This is a genomic window from Enterobacter cloacae complex sp. P38RS (assembly GCF_014930775.1).
GTDB lineage: Bacteria > Pseudomonadota > Gammaproteobacteria > Enterobacterales > Enterobacteriaceae > Enterobacter > Enterobacter bugandensis.
In genome coordinates, this window is sequence record NZ_JADBRS010000001.1 from 640,634 (window position 1) to 659,397 (window position 18,764).

Below are 18,764 nucleotides of genomic sequence, written 5' to 3' on the forward strand. Positions count from 1 at the left end.
ACCGCACTCACTATGAGGGCGGTTTTTTTTTGCGTAAATTACTGGGCTTTTTTGTACTGGGCAATCAGTTCAGGTAAAGGATCGCACCCGCTGGTATCGGCTTTTTTGACCTCGTCCAGCGCGCTTGCCACGGTGTGGCGCGCTAATACCGCGAGCGAAGCCTGCTCTGCTTCTTCGGAAATAGATTTGAAGTACCAGCAGGCGTTCGCGCTGACCACGCAGCGGGCCGGCACGTCCGGGCGCGACGCCCAGAGTTTTTTATCTTCGGTAACTGAAAGGTAGATATCGCGCAGGGTAATCTCTTCCGGCGGACGTCCAAGATGAATTGAGCCGTTGCGGCCAAGCGTTGAGACGATAATGCCGTCACGCGTGAGTGGAACCATCAATTTGCGGATAAAGCTCGGGTTGGCTTCCAGGCCGTAGGCCAGAATCGCACTCGTCGAACGTTCACCTAGTTGCTCCGCCATCGCTACGCTGAGAACCATCTGCAAAGCTGTCGGGAAGCGGTAATCTAACATTTCTCTTTCCTGGGTTGCGGTGAATCTTGTTCTTTTTGGCACCGCAGAGGTGAATAAGCAATAAACAACAATATAACAAATACGGTAATTTTTTTGAAGCAATCTGCGGCATTTGCGATCAAACACCCTGTTCTGGTTTAGCTATACGTGCGGTTCGGGAAGTCAACCGTCACCAGGAGGCCACCTTCTGCGGAAGTACTCAGGTTTACGCTGCTGCCGTGCTGCTGTGCAACGGCTTTGACAATGGCAAGCCCCAGTCCGCTCCCGCTTTGCAGCTGATTGGGATCGCGGAAAAACCGGTCGAATACGCGCTCGCGCAATTCAACCGGGATACCCGGCCCCCGATCGGAGACGCGTAGCTGGGCTGATGTATCTGCTGAGCGTACCTCCACCTGAATCCGCCCGCCCTCAGGACTGTACTTCACGGCGTTTTCAATGAGATTGTCGATCAGCGACATCAGACGCTCCCTGACGCCAGCGATCCAGATTTCATCCTCAGCGAAGAATTCCAGCTCAATCTTGCGCCCGGACGCTAGCGGCTCCAGCGCAGCCATCCGCTCTTGTATGAGCGAGGTTAGCGGCACGGGCTCCATCGCGGTGTCAATGCGCGCTTCACTATGCATCATCAGCAGCAGCTGGTTGACAAGACGGGCCGCCCGGCTATTGCTGCGCACAATCCCTGCAAGCAGCTGCCGCTGGCTCTCGCTGCTCACCCAGGACTGCAGCGCCTCCACGTTGATGCGCATCGCGGCCAGCGGCGTACGCAGCTCGTGCGCGGCGTCCGCAATGAAAACCCGTTCGCGTTCAGCGCTTTCCCGCACTCTGGCAAGAAAATCATTTATCGCGTCCACCATCTGGCGGAGTTCCTTATGCCCGGGAACAGCCTTTAAAGGGGAGAGATCGTCAGGCGAACGTAATGAGATCTCATTAACCACCTTGCTCCAGGGGCGCATCGCAATGCGGATTGACAGCCACGCAGGAAACAGAAGAAAAGGAATACATACCAGCAGCGGCATAATGTAGTAGCCCCGCGAGTTCAGGTAGATAAAGAAGTTCCAGCTTCCGGCAGGGGTGAAAAGGGTAACCTCCACGTCGGAGTGGGGGGATTTAAGCGTGCGGCTCGTCCAGGCGTGGCCTTCACTCTGAACGCGCTGCAATTCGCCCAGTCTGGTGTTTTTTACCCCCGTAGGTGCACCATCAGAAGAGAAAATAACCTCGTTGTTTTTGCGAACGATCAGGTTAATCGAAAGCTCCGGATCTTCACCGCCGCCATAGCCTTCCCGCAACGCTTTGCTGAATGCTTCCAGGACATCATTACGATCCTGCGGGCGCTCGTCACTGAGATCAACCAGAGTAAAAATGGTTTCGTAAGTCTTACTTCCCGTGAGTATCGGAGGGCTACGCAGGTCTTCCAATAAAATAAAGGTTAAAAAAAGACACCACAGCAGGGTAAGCAGCAGCATCTGGGCGATGATAATTCGCCGTACCAGCGTTGGGCGCCTCAGTTGGTGCCAGACATTTCGCATTAATCTGTCACCTTCTGGATAGCGACGGTATCAATGACATACCCGACGCCCCGCACCGTTCGTACATAGCCGTCACCAATTTTTCGCCGCAAATTCCCCATATGCACGTCGAGCGCATTGCTGAGATTTTCCTTCGCGCCAAATATCCTCTCTTCCAGGAACCGCCGCGTGATCACCCGGTCAGCGCGCAGCATCAACGTTTCAAGCAGCGCATATTCACTGGCCGTCAACTCAACGTGACGCGCGTTCACCGTTACGCGACGCGTCGGGATATGAAGCGATAAGCTCCTGATTTCTATCGCTTCATTTTCAAAACCGTAGCTGCGTCGCGCAAGGGCTCTGACTCGCGCCAGCAGTTCGGCGAGAACGAAGGGTTTGACAAGATAGTCGTCTGCGCCAGCATCCAGCCCGCACAGGCGATCCTGCAGGGTGCCTCGCGCCGTCAGGATAATGACGGGGATCCCCTTAAGCTGCTGGCGCAAACGCGTCATCAGGCTCATGCCGTCGCCGTCGGGCAGCCCCAGGTCGAGCAGAATAAGTTCCGGCACGCCGACCTCAAGCTGATGCAGCGCATCCTCTTTACGGCGAACCCATATGACATCAAATCCTTGATCTGAAAGGGCGATACGTACGCCATTGCCGAGATCCAGGTCGTCTTCGATTAGTAAGATTTTCACATTGGTAACTGTATCAACAGTGAATGAAGAACAACTTAAGAAAAAAACGGTAGCAGGAAATCCGTCCGGTTGACAGCGCCCGCACGCGCTTCAGCGTTTCTTCATTTTCGGCTCATAAGAACCTCAGGGTGAGTATTCAGAATGAGTGCTCTGGCGTGTAAACCGCTTGCATTGCAATCATTTGAATCCAAAGGACTTCTTCAATGAGTAACATCGAACTGCGTCATACTTTCCCCTATTTACTTCCGAGCCGCAGACTGAAAAACATCGTGCCGGGCGTTATTCTGGCGTTACTGGCTACCCCGGTACTGGCGGCAGAGCAGAAACAGGGCAATGTCTTAACCCTGGGGGGAGGCGTGGAGGTCGCGCCACGCTACTCGGGTTCGGATAAAAGCCGGGTCTCGGCAGCTCAGGTAGTAGATTATTCCATGGCAAATGGTTTCTTTATCAGCACCACGCGGGGTATCGGTTACGGAAACAACATTGGCAACCTGGATTACAACGCCGCAGTGAGCTACCGAACAGGCCGTAAAGATAAAGACGTGAGCAGTGATTCGATCAGCTCCGGCAGCGACTATCTGCGGGGGATGGGCGATATCAAAGGTTCCGCTATCGTGGTGCCGGGGCTGGGGTATAAGGTGACCGACTGGCTCAATCTGCAGCTGCAGGCTGAGATCCCGGTTTCTGAGAGAGACAACGGTGAGGCGGTGCATTTCGGAATTTCCAGCCCGCTCTACACATCGTCGAAAAATGCGGTGACGCTGGGGCTGACGGGCAGCTGGGGTTCCGGCAAGTACATGCAAACGTACTACGGGGTTAATGCTGCCCAGTCCGCCGCATCGGGATTTGCCCGACATGACGCCGGAGCGGGGATTTACGCCTGGTCGATGAACCTTGACTGGACCTACAGGCTCACCTCGCGCTGGAGCGTTCTCACCTCCGCGGGCGTAACGCAGCTGACGGGGGATGCGGGTGATAGCCCGATCGTGCAACGTAAAACGTCGCCAACGGGAAGCCTGAAGGTGACGTACAGTTTCTGATTGCAGGTTGCTTATAAATATGAGCGCACAATAGCGACGAATTTGAACCGCCCCGGAAAGATGATGGGGCGGTAGTTTTTAAATGATGTTTAACAGCAGTCAGAATAATGAGTTGACTGACGCTTTATCAAAAACTGAGAGGCATCGACCTGACTCCGGAGCATTTGGAAACCATAACCTCACTGAGAAGTGTGCCAATATGACGTGGCTATCATCCCTGTCCGGAGAATAAAGTGCTCGGAAAATTATTGTTAAAGTACATGCCAGGGTTACAAAATTTGTTAGCCTACGATAAAAGCTGGCTAAAACATGATGTTAAAGCTGGATTATCCGTTGCGGCTGTAGCGCTACCCGTTGCTATTGCTTATGCTGAATTGGCGGGTGTTGGGGCAATAGTGGGGCTCTATTCCTGCGTTTTACCGATGATAACTTATGCACTGTTTGGTTCTTCACGTCAGCTTATTGTTGGCCCTGATGCAACGACCTGCGCCGTGATTGCAGCCGTCGTGTTTCCTCTTTCTGCAGGCAATCCTGAACTGCACTGGCAACTGACGATCGTCATGACATTGATGATGGGCGGGTGGTGCCTGCTTGCCAGTAAATTTCACCTGGGTGCACTTGCCGATCTCCTTTCTCATCCCATTCTTACAGGGTTGCTTAATGGCGTAGCCGTGACGATTATTGTCGGGCAATTAGGCAAGGTTTTAGGGATCAAGCTCGATGAAGCGCAGGTTATTGAGAAAATACTGGCCTTGCCAGGCCGACTTTTAGATAGCCATGTATTAACAATAGGGATATCACTTTTAACGTTAATTATTTTAATGGTTATCAAAACGTATCGCAGCCACTGGCCAGCACCTCTGATTGCCATTGTGATAACAACGATACTGGTATGGGGAATATCTGCGCAACAGTATGGTATTGCCACGATTGGGGGGGATGGCTTCCAGCCTGGTTTACCCGTCGTTAACTGGGGGGCGTTCCAGCCCGGTCCGATGCGAGAATTAGTGATCCCGGCGCTGAACCTGGCTTTAGTGAGTTTTGTCAGTCTGATGCTGACCGCCCGCAGTTTCGCCGCGAAAAATGACTATGAAATTAATGCTGATGCAGAGTTCCGGGCACTGGGTATTGCGAACATTATGTCTGGGCTATCTCAGGGATTTGCCATCAGTGGAGCCGATTCCCGGACCGCGGTTAATGATTCCGTTGGGGGGAAAAGTCAGCTGGTTTCCATAGTCGCAGCCTTACTGATAGGTTTAGTGGTGGTATTTTTCACGCAGCCATTACAATTTATTCCGGTATCTGCATTAGGTATTGTTCTAATGTATGCATCGTGGTCATTAATTGATTTACGTGGGTTATGGAACCTGAGGCGAAGAAATAAACAGGCATTTCGCCTGGCCTTTTTCACGTTTGGCTGTGTTTTAATCATCGGTGTAATTCAGGGGATCGGCCTTGCGGTGTTGCTTGGCCTGTTACAGTTCCTGCGTACGGTATTTCGTCCCTCTGAGCACTTACTGGGGACTGACGAAAATGGAATGATCCACTCATTAGGGAATACAACCGATATTAAAATGGTCCCGGGCGTGCTGATGTATCGATTTAACTCACCGTTGACCTATTTTAATGTGGCTTATTTTAAACGTCGGGTATTGAACCTGGTTGATGGTGCAGCATTACAACCTAAATGGGTGGTTATTGATGCCGTGGCTTGCTTCACCTATTCAGATATCAGTGTCCTGGCAACCATTAATGAGTTAAAGCGTGACCTGAAAGCCCGACAGATTATGTTAATCCTTGCGGGCAGGAAAACGGAATTAACACGTTGGTTTAAAGAAAGTCGGCCAACGATGAATGATGATGACATGATTCTGGCGCCAGACCTCTATTTGGCACTCCGGTTCATTCAAAGCAAAGAAAGTGTGAGTGAATCAGGTGGTGATGCACAACCAAACCCTGGTTAAAGGCTTGCTCGCCACCCGCGAGCAAGCCATATCCCTTAGCGGTACAGCGTCTTTTCCGCAACCGGAACAACCAACGCCGATCGCCAGTCCGCCAGCGTCAGCTGCGCAAGCCTGCCGAGCGCGATATAGAACGGATGCCCGGCGTTGTCGACAAACACCGACAGAAAGCGGGTGCTCCACGGCAGCAGATGCCACGCCAGAAGCCGATCGCACTCCGACTCGCGGCCATTCTCGGCCAGCCATGCCGCCAGCAGCAGCAGGGTGCCGAAATGATCTTCCGGTTCATTTTGCTGCATCTGAAACGCGATATTGTTTTCCCGCATCCACTGGCGCAGCGCGAGGGTCGAATCGCCAAACAGCACGGATTCACGGTCCAGCCAGACGGAACCCCACGGCGGAGCGGGCAGGGCATAAGGACCAATAAACAGCCGTTGCCAGGCATCCGTCAGCGGCTCATCGGAAGATGAGGCAAAGGTTTCGGCAACGGGCAGCAGCGTTTCCGGCGGCAGGGGCCAGTCCTCTATCCATTCGCCAGCGGTAAGTGCCTGCACCAGCGGGGCTGTCTGCTCGCTGTCAGGCGCGAAGTAAAACAGCGCGCCCAGTACGCGGGCGCTGAACGCGAACGAGTCACGGTGTGAGACGTCTTTCATTAAACCTTCCTTGTTCGCGCGGTTATGTCCGCGCGACGTGATTAACCATTAATACAGACCAAAGCATAAACCAGGGTCATAGAATTCACCCCTTACACCTTCTCAATCTGCACCAGATTGGTGTGCTGCGGGTTACCTTTTGCCAGCGGTGACGGGCGGTGCGTGGTCAGGGTGTTGATACACGAGCCGTGGTCGATACGATCGCCATTCATATTGGCATCGTGCCAGGCTCCCTGGCCCATGGCGCTTACGCCTGGCATGATGCGCGGCGTGACTTTGGCTTCTATTCTCACCTCACCGCGATCATTAAAGACGCGCACCGTATCGCCGTTCTTAATGCCACGTTTCGCGGCATCAACGGGATTCAGCCAGACCTCCTGGCGGCAGGCCGCTTGCAGCACGTCGACGTTACCGTAGCTCGAGTGGGTGCGGGCTTTAAAATGGAAGCCAAACAGCTGCAGCGGGAACTGCGCGCGCTCGGGCGCATCCCAGCCGTCAAAGGTAGATGTGTAGACGGGCAGCGGGCTGATGGTCTCATCTTTTGCCAGCTCCCAGGTCGCCGCAATATCCGCCAGCTTGCTGGAATAAATTTCAATCTTGCCTGAGGGCGTTTTCAGCGGGTTGGCTTCCGGGTTCTCGCGGAATTTTTTATAGGCCACAAAGTGTCCGTTCGGATCTTTGCGCTTATAGATGCCCATTTTTTTCAGCTCGTCATAGGACGGCAGCGTGGGATCTTTTGCGAGCATTTTGGCATACAGATACTGCAGCCACTCTTCCTGCGTTCGCCCTTCGGTAAATTTCTGATGGATATCCGGTCCGAGGCGTTTCGCCACTTCGCTCATGATCCAGTAGATAGGCTTGCGCTCGAACTTCGGCGCGGTCACGGGCTGGAGAAAAATCAGGTAACCCATGTTCCCGGCGTAATCGTTAGGGATAATGTCTTCCTGCTCGACGGTCATTAAATCTGGCAGCAGGATATCGGCGTATTTCGCCGATGAGGTCATAAAGTTGTCGATCACCACGATGGTTTCGCACTTGCTTTCGTCCTGCAGAATATCGTGGGTTTTATTGATATCGGAGTGCTGGTTAATAATGGTGTTGCCCGCGTAGTTCCAGATGAACTTAATTGGCACGTCCAGCTTATCTTTACCGCGTACCCCGTCGCGCAGAGCGGTCATTTCCGGGCCACGGGCGATGGCGTCCGTCCAGCTGAAGCAGGAAATTTGCGTTTTGACCGGGTTTTCCGGCAGCGGCATACGTTCGATAGTGATGGTGTAGGTCGACTCACGGGCGCCGCTGTTGCCGCCGTTGATCCCCACGTTGCCGGTCAGAATCGGCAGCATCGCGATGGCGCGGGAGGTCAGTTCACCGTTCGCCTGACGCTGTGGTCCCCAGCCCTGGCAGATATAGGCCGGCTTCGCGGATCCAATCTCGCGGGCCAGTTTAATGATGCGGTCTGCAGGAATGCCGGTGATGCGCGAGGCCCACTCCGGCGTTTTCGCCGTGTTGTCCTCACCCTGGCCGAGAATGTACGCTTTGTAGTGACCGTTAGCGGGGGCACCTTCCGGCAGCGTTTTTTCGTCGTAGCCAACGCAGTATTTGTCCAGGAACGGCTGGTCAACCAGGTTTTCGTCGATCAATACCCAGGCAATCCCCGCCACCAGGGCGGCATCGGTACCCGGACGGATTGGGATCCACTCGTCTTCGCGTCCGGCTGCCGTATCGGTGTAGCGCGGGTCGATGACAATCATACGTGCGTTAGAACGCTCGCGGGCCTGCTCCAGATAGTAAGTAATCCCGCCGCCGCTCATGCGCGTTTCCGCCGGGTTATTGCCGAACATCACCACCAGTTTGGTATTTTCGATATCCGAGGTGCTGTTACCGTCGTTGCTGCCGTAGGTATAAGGCATCGCGCAGGCGATTTGCGCCGTGCTGTAGGTGCCGTAGTGGCTCAGGAAACCGCCGTAGCAGTTCATCAGGCGCGCCACCAGCGAAGCGTAAGGGGAGGAGCGGGTGATATTGCCGCCGACAATCCCGGAGGAGTAATTAATATACACCGCTTCGTTGCCGTACTTGCTGACCACGTCTTTCAGGCTGGTGGTGATGACGTTCAGCGCTTCGTCCCAGCTGATGCGCTCGAACTTGCCTTCACCCCGCTTACCCACGCGTTTCATCGGGTAGTTCAGACGGTCAGGGTGGTTGATGCGGCGGCGAATGGAGCGCCCGCGCAGGCAGGCCCGGACCTGGTGATTGCCGTAGATATCCTCACCGGTGTTATCCGTTTCGACCCAGTACACTTCGTCATCGCGGACGTGCAGACGCAGCGCACAGCGACTGCCGCAGTTGACCGAACAAGCGCCCCAGACCACTTTATCTTCTGCCGGTTTCATTGCATTTTGTACCGCGGCTGCGGCGCTTTTCAGTCCAAAAGGCAACGAAATTCCGCCAGCGGCAAGCGCCAGAGAACCTATCGCCGTAGATTTCACGAGTGTTCGACGGCTAATCCCGCCGTGATGTTCGATATCGGACATGGCTCACCCCACCATTGTGATTACATATTATTTTTCCCGAAATGATAACCGGGCTAATGATGGGGTGAGTGTTACTTATTTGGAGGTATTAAATATTAATCCTTGTCAAATCAAAGGGGATTGACGGTGATTTACTGAGGTTCAGCCGGCGCATTATCCTGATTGCCGGACGCCGCCCCGCTGCCCGTACGGGTGTACAAAATTTTAAAGGTGTCGTTGGCACAGTGGCCCACCACCTGAGCGTCCGGCTGGTCAGCCTGATCGTTCGGCACAATGTTCAGCGTAAAACCTGACTCCGGCACGCCGTTGTTGATGATCTTCTGCTGAATGTCGCTTTTCACGCGCTCGCAGGAGTCCGGTGCCGCCAGCGCGGCCGTTGAGGCACTCATTAACAGCAGGGCGGTAATCCAGGGTAACCGTTTCATCTGTAGCTCCTTTTCTCTGTGTAGAGATTAATTTTAGCAGGCTTCGTGTAAACAACTGTATTTGCTAATATGATTGGGAATAATCTCTCTGTATTGGTAAAGAATGTGAAGAAATATGCAGCGATAACGCTCCTGGCAGCTACTCTCGCAGGGTGTGATAACAACTCCGCGCCGCTGTCGTTTACGCCCGAGATGGCGAGTTTTTCGAACGAATTTGATTTCGACCCTCTTCGCGGCCCGGTCAAGGATTTTACCCAGACGCTGTTCAACGAGAAGGGTGAAGTGTCCAAACGGGTCACCGGCACCGTGTCGGCGGAAGGGTGTTTCGATACGCTGGAGCTGCACGACCTGGAGGCTAACACGGGCGTAGCGCTGGTGCTGGATGCAAACTACTACATCGATGCAGAAACCCAGCAGCGTAAGGTGAAGCTGCAGGGCAAATGCCAGCTGGCCGAACTGCCGTCAGCTGGGGTGACGTGGGATACCGACGACAACGGCTTCGTGGTGGCCGCACATGGTAAAGAGATGGAGGTGAAGTACCGCTACGATGCGGATGGCTACCCGCTGGGCAAAACCACCGTCTCCGGGGATCAGCATCTATCGGTACAGTCGACGCCGTCTAAGGATCTGCGCAAAAGAATGGATTACTCGGCCGTGAGCCTGTTAAACGATAAGCCGCTGGGCAACGTGACGCAGAGCTGCGACTACGATCGCCACAATAACCCGGTGAGCTGCGATCTGACGATCACGGACGACAGCGTCAAACCCGCCGTTGAGCGCAAGTACACCATCAAAAACACGATTGAGTATTACTGAGAATGAAACCGCGCAGGCTACTGCGCGGTTGGTTTCAGCAGGCTGGCACCTGACGGCTTGTGACCGGCCAGATGCTGATGCTGGAAAATGCACATGCGGATGGTATTCCGGTATTCACCGTTGATAAAGAACTCATGAATCAGCTCGCCTTCTACCATAAAGCCCAGCTTGCGGTAGATATGGATCGCTTTTTCGTTCTCTTTATCCACGATCAGATAAAGCTTGTAGAGATTCAGTACGTTGAATCCGTAATCCATCGCCAGCTTCGCCGCCCGGGAGGCCAGGCCTTTCCCCTGGTGCTCCGGCGAAATAATGATCTGGAACTCCGCCCGGCGGTGAACGTGGTTGATCTCAACCAGCTCCACCAGCCCGGCTTTGTCGCCTTCACACTCCACCACAAAACGACGCTCGCTCTGATCGTGAATGTGCTTGTCGTAAAGATCCGACAGCTCGACAAAGGCTTCGTACGGCTCTTCGAACCAGTAGCGCATCACGCTGGCGTTATTGTCGAGCTGGTGGACAAAGCGCAGGTCTTCACGCTCCAGCGGCCGGAGTTTTACGTCACAGGGCGCCGACATTATGGGGCTACCGTACGACCAGTGCGGCGATCCAGGCAGCGCAGGGTGTTCGGCTCCCAGTAGGCATTGACGTTCGCACTTTGCTGACACTTATCGCGTGCGTCAAAGGCGACATCTTCTTTGTCCCACTCTTTTTCAGCACGTTTGTTGACCTTCTGACGAAGGCTGCGGGTGTCATTCCATTGTTCTTTGTCCATCGCGGCGTTCTGGCGGCTTTGCGCGCTGTCACCAGACTCAATAATGAGCTTGCTGGTTTCCGCTGTCGCAGAGGCGGCAAAGGCGAACGATGACAGCGCCAGCAGGGCTGTCAGACAAAGGCGTTTGCTTAATGTAGTCATAGCGTTTCCTTTTAAATGGGTGCAGATGAGCAAGTTTCCCCGTTCAGATTCTACACCAAAGAGCAATAACGGCATACCCGCGGAGCAAGTATGGAAAAGTAAAGGGCATCATCAGGTATGATGGTTAAATAAATCCTCACCTGACGTGAAATATGCTCAAAACGACGCTGCTTTTTTTTGCCACCGCGCTATGCGAAATCATCGGTTGCTTCCTGCCCTGGCTCTGGCTGAAGAAGGGGGGAAGCGCACTGCTGCTGATCCCGGCGGGCGTCGCGCTGGCTCTGTTTGTCTGGCTGTTAACGCTGCATCCGGCGGCCAGTGGGCGCGTTTACGCGGCTTACGGCGGCGTCTATGTCTGCACGGCGCTGCTGTGGCTGCGCGTGGTGGACGGCGTCAAACTCAGCGCATATGACTGGGCCGGGGCGCTGATTGCCCTGTGCGGTATGCTGATTATTGTGGCGGGATGGGGCCGTGCTTGAGCCCCCCGGGTTTTGTGATCGTTAGCTGATTTTATGATCATTATGCTTGTATGGTAGTAGGTTTGATGGGTAAATTTCCAGCATCACAACGAACGATGTAAGGAAAGGAATTATGAAGATTGTCGCGGCTGACGTGTTTGTTACCTGCCCGGGGCGGAACTTTGTCACCCTTAAAATCACTACCGATGAAGGGATCGTTGGCCTCGGTGACGCCACGCTGAACGGGCGTGAGCTCTCCGTTGCTTCCTACCTGAAAGATCACCTCTGCCCGCAGCTGATTGGCCGCGACGCGCACCGTATCGAAGATATCTGGCAATTCTTCTATAAGGGCGCCTACTGGCGCCGCGGGCCGGTCACCATGTCGGCAATTTCCGCCGTGGATATGGCGCTCTGGGACATCAAAGCCAAAGCGGCCAATATGCCGCTCTACCAGCTGCTGGGCGGCGCATCCCGTGAGGGCGTAATGGTCTACTGCCACACCACCGGGCACACCATTGACGACGTGCTGGAAGATTACGCCCGCCATAAGGAGATGGGCTTTAAGGCGATCCGCGTCCAGTGCGGCGTGCCGGGTATGAAAACCACCTACGGCATGGCTAAAGGGAAGGGGTTGGCCTACGAGCCCGCCACCAAAGGCGACTGGCCGGAAGAGCAGCTTTGGTCCACCGAGAAATACCTCGATTTCACGCCAAAACTGTTTGACGCGGTGCGCAGTAAATTTGGCTTCAATGAGCATCTCCTGCACGACATGCACCACCGTCTGACGCCCATCGAAGCGGCGCGCTTCGGCAAGAGTATCGAAGCGTTCCGCATGTTCTGGATGGAAGACCCAACGCCTGCGGAAAACCAGGAGTGCTTCCGCCTGATCCGCCAGCATACCGTCACGCCAATTGCGGTGGGCGAGGTGTTTAACAGCATCTGGGACTGCAAGCAGCTTATTGAAGAGCAGCTTATCGACTATATCCGCACCACTATTACCCATGCAGGGGGGATCACCGGGATGCGCCGCATCGCGGACTTCGCGTCGCTCTATCAGGTGCGTACCGGCTCGCACGGCCCGTCCGACCTGTCGCCGATCTGCCACGCAGCCGCGCTGCATTTCGACCTGTGGGTGCCGAACTTCGGCGTGCAGGAATATATGGGATACTCCGAACAGATGCTGGAAGTCTTCCCGCACAGCTGGCGCTTTGATAACGGCTATATGCACCCGGGCGAGAAGCCGGGGCTGGGCATTGAGTTTGATGAAAAGCTGGCGGCGAAATACCCGTACGATCCGGCCTATCTGCCGGTGGCCCGTCTCGAAGACGGCACGCTGTGGAACTGGTAACCGAGGAGCGAACGATGAAAAGCGTAGTGATTCAACAGCCGAACCAGCTGGTGATTGAAGAGCGTCCGCGCCCGGAGCCAGGCGCAGGGGAAGTCCGCGTCAAAATCAAGCTGGCCGGGATCTGCGGGTCAGACAGCCACATCTACCGCGGGCATAATCCGTTTGCAAAATATCCGCGCGTGATTGGCCACGAGTTTTTTGGCACGATCGACGCCGTGGGCGAGGGCGTAGAACCGTCCCGGTTAGGGGAGCGCGTTTCGGTGGATCCGGTGATCAACTGCGGGCACTGCTACCCGTGTTCCGTCGGCAAGCCTAACGTCTGCACCTCGCTGGTGGTGCTGGGCGTCCACCGCGACGGCGGATTCAGCGAATATGCCGCCGTGCCCGCTAAAAATGCCTGGCGCATCCCGGATGCGATCCCGGATAAACACGCCGTGATGGTTGAACCTTTCACCATTGCCGCCAACGTGACGGGGCAGGCTAGCCCTACCGAACAGGACGTTGCGCTTATCTACGGCGCAGGGCCGATGGGACTGGTCACCGTACAGGCGCTAAAGGGCGTCTACAACGTGAAGCAGGTTATCGTCGTCGACAGAATCAATGAGCGTCTGGCCATGGCCCAGCGCAGCGGCGCGGACTGGGTCTTTAATAACGGCGAAAAGTCGCTGCAGGCCGCGCTGGACGAAAAAGGTATCAAGCCGACGCTGATTATTGATGCCGCCTGTCATCCGTCGATTTTGCAGGAGGCGGTCACCCTGGCTTCCCCGGCGGCGCGCATCGTGCTGATGGGCTTCTCCAGCGAGCCGAGCCAGATAGTCCAGCAGTGGATTACCGGTAAAGAGCTGGCGATCTTCTCCTCGCGCCTCAATGCCAATAAATTCCCGGTCGTCATCGACTGGCTTGAAAAAGGGCTGATCGACCCGGAAAAACTGATCACCCATACCTTTGACTATCACCATGTAACAGACGCCATCGAACTGTTTGAAAAAGACCAGCGGCAGTGCTGCAAGGTTTTACTGACGTTCGGGCAATAACCCTACACGCGGTTAAGAGCCCGCGAAGACGGGCTCTCAGTGGTACGCATCTTACCTTTAGAGATAGCCATTATGACGCAAGCACAACCTCAAAGAACCACCTCAGATCTGGTGAAAGCCGCCGTCTCCGGCTGGCTGGGCACCGCGCTGGAGTTTATGGATTTCCAGCTCTACTCGCTGGGGGCGGCGCTGGTATTTCATGAAATCTTCTTCCCGGAACAGTCGGCCGCGATGGCGCTGATTCTGGCGATGGGAACCTACGGCGCGGGCTACATCGCGCGTATCGTCGGGGCATTTATCTTCGGCAGAATGGGTGACAGCATTGGTCGTAAAAAGGTGCTGTTTATCACCATCACCATGATGGGGATCTGCACCACGCTGATTGGCGTGCTGCCGACCTACGCGCAGATCGGCATTTTTGCGCCCGTACTGCTGGTGACGCTGCGTATCATTCAGGGGCTGGGCGCCGGGGCGGAGATCTCCGGGGCCGGGACCATGCTGGCGGAGTACGCCCCGAAAGGGAAACGCGGCATCATCTCCTCGCTGGTGGCGATGGGGACTAACTGCGGGACGCTGAGCGCCACGGCGATCTGGGCCATTATGTTCTTCGCCCTCGATCGTGAACAGCTGCTCGCCTGGGGCTGGCGCGTGCCGTTCCTTGCCAGCGTCGTGGTGATGATCTTTGCCATCTGGCTGCGAATGAACCTCAAGGAGAGCCCGGTCTTTGAGAAAGTAAACGATGCAGAAACCGTGCAGCCGGACACCTCGCTGGGTTCAATGGTGAAAAGTAAATCCTTCTGGCTGGCGACCGGCCTGCGCTTCGGTCAGGCGGGCAACTCGGGGCTGATCCAGACCTTCCTCGCGGGCTATCTGGTCCAGACGCTGCTGTTCGATAAAGCGATTCCCACCGACGCGCTGATGATAAGTTCTATTCTCGGGTTTATCTCCATCCCGCTGCTGGGCTGGCTTTCCGACAAAGTGGGGCGCAGGCTGCCGTACATTATCCTCAATATCTCCGCCATTATTCTGGCGTACCCGATGCTGTCGATTATCGTCGATAAGAGCTATGCGCCGGGGACAATCATGCTCTCGATCATCGTTATCCATAACTTCGCCGTGCTGGGGCTGTTTGCGCTGGAAAATATCACCATGGCGGAGATGTTTGGCTCGCGAAATCGCTTTACCCGTATGGCTATCTCCAAGGAGGCGGGCGGTCTGGTGGCGGTGGGCTTTGGCCCGGTACTGGCGGGGATTTTCTGCAATATGACGGGTTCCTGGTGGCCGATTGTAGCCATGCTGGTGGCCTATTCCGTAATTGGGCTGGTTTCGGCGTTCCTGATGCCGGAAGTCCGCGACCGCGACCTCAGCGCGGCTGAAGATGCCGCCGAGGCCGCGCCGAAAGAGCGCGTGGGTTACGGCGCGGTCTCCACGCGACGCTAGCGGTTTACATCTTTCGTGACTTATCACACAACTTTTTGTTTATGTCACACCACCTGAGCAAAAGTTAATATAAATCAAAAACTCAAACGGCAGTATCAGTATGGTTGATGGCAGTAATTTTTTACCCATACTGCCATTCTAGTTGGTGTAGTCAGCAGGCGCTGCCGCTCTGGACTGGGGGCGGCAGCGATCCACAGCTTTCTAATTAGCGAGTCTTAATCATGGAAAACACCTTATTACAGGCCAACGCGACGCTGCCTAAGTACGATCGCGACAGCCTTAAAGCACGCATTGTACATTTAGGCTTCGGCGCATTTCACCGCGCGCATCAGGCGGTGTATGCGGACATCCTCGCGGCTGAACACGGCAGCGACTGGGGCTACTGTGAGGTTAACCTGATTGGCGGCGAGCAGCAGATTGCCGACCTGAAGGCGCAGGATAACCTCTACACCGTAGCGGAAATGTCTGCCGATGCCTGGACGTCCCGCGTGGTTGGCGTAGTCAAAAAGGCCCTGCACGCGCAGGTCGACGGGCTGGAAAGCGTGCTGGCGGCAATGTGTGAACCGCAGGTGGCGATTGTCTCGCTGACCATCACCGAAAAAGGCTACTGCCACTCTCCGGCAACCGGGCAACTGATGCTCGATCATCCTTTCATCGTTGCCGACCTGCAAAACCCGCATCAGCCTAAATCCGCGCCGGGCGTGGTGGTGGAAGCGCTGGCGCGCCGTAAAGCGGCGGGGCTGCCCGCGTTTAGCGTGATGTCCTGCGACAACATGCCGGAGAACGGTCACGTGATGCGCAACGTAACCTGCGCGTACGCCCGGGCGGTAGACGGCGAGCTGGCGGACTGGATCGAGGCTAACGTTACCTTCCCGTCAACCATGGTGGACCGCATCGTACCGGCGGTCACACCCGATACGCTGGATAAAATCGCGCAGCTGACCGGCGTACGCGATCCGGCGGCGGTGGCCTGCGAGCCGTTCCGCCAGTGGGTTATCGAGGATAACTTTGTGGCCGGGCGTCCGGAATGGGAAAAAGCCGGAGCCGAACTGGTTTCAGACGTGATCCCGTTTGAAGAGATGAAGCTGCGCATGCTCAACGGCAGCCACTCTTTCCTGGCCTACCTGGGCTATCTGGCCGGTTATCAGCACATCAATGAGTGTATGGAAGACGAACACTATCGCGTCGCCGCGCACGCGCTGATGCTCAACGAGCAGGCGCCGACCCTGAAAGTGAAGGGCGTCGATTTAGAACGCTACGCTGACCTGCTGATCGCCCGTTACAGTAACCCGGCCCTGCGCCACCGTACCTGGCAAATTGCGATGGACGGCAGCCAGAAGCTTCCGCAGCGGATGCTGGATCCCGCGCGCTGGCACCTGGTGCACCAGACGCCTTTCCCACTGCTGGCGCTGGGCGTGGCTGGGTGGATGCGCTATGTCGGCGGCGTGGACGAGCAGGGTAACGCCATCGACGTGAGCGATCCGCAGCTGGCGGTGATTCAGGCGGCGGTGAAGGGAAGTGCCGAAGGCGAAAGCCGGGTTAACGCGCTGCTCGGCATTGAGGCCATTTTTGGGAAAGAGTTGCCGCGAGAAAAAACCTTCACAGATGCCGTGATGAGCGCGTATCAGACGCTGCTGCAGAAGGGGGCTAAGACCACGGTGGCGGAGTACGTGTCGCATTTGTAATTCAACACATGCCGCCGTTCGCGGCGGCATGTCGGCGCACAATTTAGTGCATGCCCAGACGAATCAGTTCAATTGGTTCGAACTTACCTTCGCATCCTTCCACTTCCACCGTTTTGCCACGGCGCACCTGCGCGGCATCCAGCCCGTCGCTGTGGATCGCCTTAATCACGCCGGTTTTGCCGGTGCCGCTAATCATGACGCGGCTGCCGGTGGTGATTGCATTGCGGTTACGGTCGTATGTCATCATGGTATTTTCTCCTCTCTAAACTATCCGTTACGGCGCTATTTCAGGTTTTGCCGTTCACGGGGCACTATAAATACGCCTGTCTGCCAGTCATGTTTTTGTTTTTGATCAAACTCACACTTTTTTCTTTATTACATGGGGCGTTGACGCTTCACGACGGCAATTTACAAAGCAGACCGTTATTTTCACTCATTGATAGTTTCTACGGGGAAGCGTTGAGGATTGGTTTATATTCCCGATGCCATTCTGGTTGCAGGAAATAACCCTTCATCGGAATAAGGAGTCAGGCTTATGTATAAGAAGATTTTGATGCCTGTTGACGTGTTTGAAATGGATTTAAGCGACAAAGCGGTTCGCCATGCGGCTAACCTCGCGAAGGCCGAGGGCGCGTCGATTACCCTGGTCAATATTCTGCCTGCCAGCAGCCGGTCTCTGCTGCGCGGATTCAACGCCGATATTAAAAAGTTTGAAGAGTATATGAGCGCAGAATCCGGGAAGAAAATGAACGAGTTAAAACGACTGTTCGATATCTCCCTGGAGAATATTCACACTCTGGTTCGTTTTGGCAGCGTCCGCGATGAAATTATCAAGCTGAGCAAAGAAGGGGAATATGACGTGATTGTCATCGGGTCAAAAAATCCGGGCATCACCACCCATCTGTTGGGGTCAAATGCGGAGTCTATTCTGCGCTACGCCACAATTCCGGTGTTAGTCGTTCGTTAATTACGGCGCCGCCCGCGAAAAGGGCGGCAAATATCACTCTTCGCTAAACCACTCGCTATTTTCCTGACGAATAAGCTGCACGGATTCACCAATCTCCTGCAGATGCAGGGTCATCGCTTTTTCCACGCCGTCCGGGTCGCGTTTTTCCAGCGCGCTGAAAATATCGTGATGCTGGCGGAGCAGCATTTCCGGCGGGGAGACGTGATCGAGGCTCATGTAGCGCACCCGGTCAATGGTGGCCTTGATGTTCTCAATGGTATCCCAGGCCAGCTGGCAGTCTGCAATTTGCGCCAGCTTCTGGTGAAACTCATCATCAAGCTGGAAGAAATCGTTGAGCTGTTTACGGTCAATCGCAATGCGCTGCTGATGCAGGTTTTGCTCCAGCAGGTAACACTGGTTGTCATTAATGAGCGTCGCGGCACGGCGCGCCACCGCGCATTCAATTGCCTGGCGTACGAAACAGCCGTTGCGCACCTGTGAGAGTGAAATTTTGTTCACGTAGCTGCCGCGCTGCGGGCGGATCTGAATCAGGCCGTTCTCCGCAAGCTTAATAAACGCTTCACGCACCGGCTGACGGGACACGTCAAAACGCACGGAGACCTCTTTTTCAGAAAGCGGCGTTCCCGGTGGGATCAGGCAATGGACAATATCACGTCGCAAAATGCGATAGATTTGCTGGTTTACAGGCTGGGTGGGATTGAGTTGCGATTCAGCGGCCATGAGTTGTCATTTCTCAGAGAGTTAGCCCGAACATACTACCATTCTTTTA

The 18,764-nt window shown here is 55.2% G+C and carries 19 protein-coding genes; 9 read left to right on the forward strand and 10 right to left on the reverse strand.

The features are described from left to right. Window positions 1–38: 38 nt before the first annotated feature. The 3 genes from IM303_RS03140 to IM303_RS03150 all read right to left on the reverse strand — a co-directional run bounded on the left by IM303_RS03140 (window position 39) and on the right by IM303_RS03150 (window position 2,721). Window positions 39–518, reverse strand: a complete 480-nt coding sequence (locus IM303_RS03140) for an Rrf2 family transcriptional regulator (protein WP_028012993.1) — start codon at window positions 516–518, stop codon at window positions 39–41. Window positions 519–655: 137 nt separating this feature from the next. Next, window positions 656–2,044: a HAMP domain-containing sensor histidine kinase gene (locus IM303_RS03145; protein ID WP_193359565.1), complete on the reverse strand. Its 1,389-nt coding sequence runs from the start codon at window positions 2,042–2,044 to the stop codon at window positions 656–658. After that, window positions 2,044–2,721 carry a response regulator gene (locus IM303_RS03150; protein ID WP_028012995.1) on the reverse strand — a complete coding sequence of 226 codons (678 nt, stop codon included), beginning with the start codon at window positions 2,719–2,721 and terminating at the stop codon, window positions 2,044–2,046. Before IM303_RS03150 ends, IM303_RS03145 begins: the two co-directional genes overlap by 1 nt. Window positions 2,722–2,924: 203 nt before the next feature. Here IM303_RS03150 and IM303_RS03155 point away from each other — a divergent pair, with 203 nt between their 5' ends. Together IM303_RS03155 and IM303_RS03160 are read left to right on the forward strand one after the other, a co-directional pair. Then, complete coding sequence (locus IM303_RS03155) at window positions 2,925–3,761, forward strand: MipA/OmpV family protein (protein WP_193359566.1); 837 nt, start codon at window positions 2,925–2,927, stop codon at window positions 3,759–3,761. A 233-nt stretch (window positions 3,762–3,994) separates the two neighbouring features. Further along, window positions 3,995–5,725 (forward strand): SulP family inorganic anion transporter, encoded by a 1,731-nt coding sequence (locus IM303_RS03160; RefSeq protein ID WP_193359567.1) that lies wholly within the window; start codon window positions 3,995–3,997, stop codon window positions 5,723–5,725. Window positions 5,726–5,760: 35 nt separating this feature from the next. On the opposite strand, the gene dmsD is transcribed toward IM303_RS03160, so the two are convergent. The 3 genes from dmsD to IM303_RS03175 form a co-directional block, all read right to left on the reverse strand. After that, window positions 5,761–6,375 carry a Tat proofreading chaperone DmsD gene (dmsD, locus tag IM303_RS03165; protein ID WP_028012998.1) on the reverse strand — a complete coding sequence of 205 codons (615 nt, stop codon included), beginning with the start codon at window positions 6,373–6,375 and terminating at the stop codon, window positions 5,761–5,763. Between the two features lie 92 nt (window positions 6,376–6,467). Further along, window positions 6,468–8,906 (reverse strand): selenate/tellurate reductase subunit YnfE, encoded by a 2,439-nt coding sequence (gene ynfE, locus IM303_RS03170; protein WP_193359568.1) that lies wholly within the window; start codon window positions 8,904–8,906, stop codon window positions 6,468–6,470. Between the two features lie 131 nt (window positions 8,907–9,037). After that, window positions 9,038–9,331, reverse strand: coding sequence for a DUF1161 domain-containing protein (locus IM303_RS03175; RefSeq protein ID WP_028013000.1), 294 nt, complete (start codon window positions 9,329–9,331; stop codon window positions 9,038–9,040). Window positions 9,332–9,400: 69 nt separating this feature from the next. On the opposite strand from IM303_RS03175, the gene IM303_RS03180 reads away from it, so the two are divergent. After that, a complete protein-coding gene (locus IM303_RS03180) occupies window positions 9,401–10,147 on the forward strand; it encodes a YnfC family lipoprotein (RefSeq protein ID WP_032644870.1) in 747 nt (248 codons plus the stop codon). 17 nt (window positions 10,148–10,164) lie between these two features. Here the strand turns inward: IM303_RS03180 and speG are convergent, their stop codons facing one another. Both speG and IM303_RS03190 read right to left on the reverse strand, forming a co-directional pair. After that, window positions 10,165–10,725, reverse strand: coding sequence for a spermidine N1-acetyltransferase (speG, locus tag IM303_RS03185; RefSeq protein WP_041910220.1), 561 nt, complete (start codon window positions 10,723–10,725; stop codon window positions 10,165–10,167). Further along, window positions 10,725–11,063, reverse strand: a complete 339-nt coding sequence (locus tag IM303_RS03190; RefSeq protein WP_008502414.1) for a DUF1283 family protein — start codon at window positions 11,061–11,063, stop codon at window positions 10,725–10,727. The genes speG and IM303_RS03190 overlap by 1 nt, the downstream gene beginning before the upstream one ends. A 152-nt stretch (window positions 11,064–11,215) precedes the next feature. Here IM303_RS03190 and IM303_RS03195 point away from each other — a divergent pair, with 152 nt between their 5' ends. From IM303_RS03195 to IM303_RS03215, 5 genes are all read left to right on the forward strand, one after another. Continuing rightward, window positions 11,216–11,542, forward strand: a complete 327-nt coding sequence (locus IM303_RS03195) for a YnfA family protein (protein ID WP_025757996.1) — start codon at window positions 11,216–11,218, stop codon at window positions 11,540–11,542. A gap of 112 nt (window positions 11,543–11,654) precedes the next feature. Then, window positions 11,655–12,869, forward strand: a complete 1,215-nt coding sequence (gene manD, locus IM303_RS03200) for a D-mannonate dehydratase ManD (RefSeq protein WP_028013004.1) — start codon at window positions 11,655–11,657, stop codon at window positions 12,867–12,869. Between the two features lie 14 nt (window positions 12,870–12,883). Further along, window positions 12,884–13,903, forward strand: a complete 1,020-nt coding sequence (locus IM303_RS03205) for a Zn-dependent oxidoreductase (protein ID WP_193359569.1) — start codon at window positions 12,884–12,886, stop codon at window positions 13,901–13,903. A gap of 72 nt (window positions 13,904–13,975) precedes the next feature. Further along, a complete protein-coding gene (locus tag IM303_RS03210) occupies window positions 13,976–15,343 on the forward strand; it encodes an MFS transporter (RefSeq protein WP_028013006.1) in 1,368 nt (455 codons plus the stop codon). Window positions 15,344–15,564: 221 nt separating this feature from the next. Beyond that, window positions 15,565–17,028 (forward strand): mannitol dehydrogenase family protein, encoded by a 1,464-nt coding sequence (locus IM303_RS03215; RefSeq protein ID WP_193359570.1) that lies wholly within the window; start codon window positions 15,565–15,567, stop codon window positions 17,026–17,028. A 43-nt stretch (window positions 17,029–17,071) separates the two neighbouring features. Here the strand turns inward: IM303_RS03215 and ydfZ are convergent, their stop codons facing one another. Then, complete coding sequence (ydfZ, locus tag IM303_RS03220) at window positions 17,072–17,275, reverse strand: putative selenium delivery protein YdfZ (protein ID WP_028013008.1); 204 nt, start codon at window positions 17,273–17,275, stop codon at window positions 17,072–17,074. Window positions 17,276–17,563: 288 nt separating this feature from the next. Here ydfZ and IM303_RS03225 point away from each other — a divergent pair, with 288 nt between their 5' ends. Next, window positions 17,564–17,995: a universal stress protein gene (locus tag IM303_RS03225; protein WP_059356996.1), complete on the forward strand. Its 432-nt coding sequence runs from the start codon at window positions 17,564–17,566 to the stop codon at window positions 17,993–17,995. A gap of 33 nt (window positions 17,996–18,028) precedes the next feature. Here the strand turns inward: IM303_RS03225 and IM303_RS03230 are convergent, their stop codons facing one another. Continuing rightward, entirely contained in the window at window positions 18,029–18,715 is a 687-nt protein-coding gene (locus IM303_RS03230) for a GntR family transcriptional regulator (protein ID WP_193359571.1), read from the reverse strand. Window positions 18,716–18,764 lie beyond the last annotated feature (49 nt).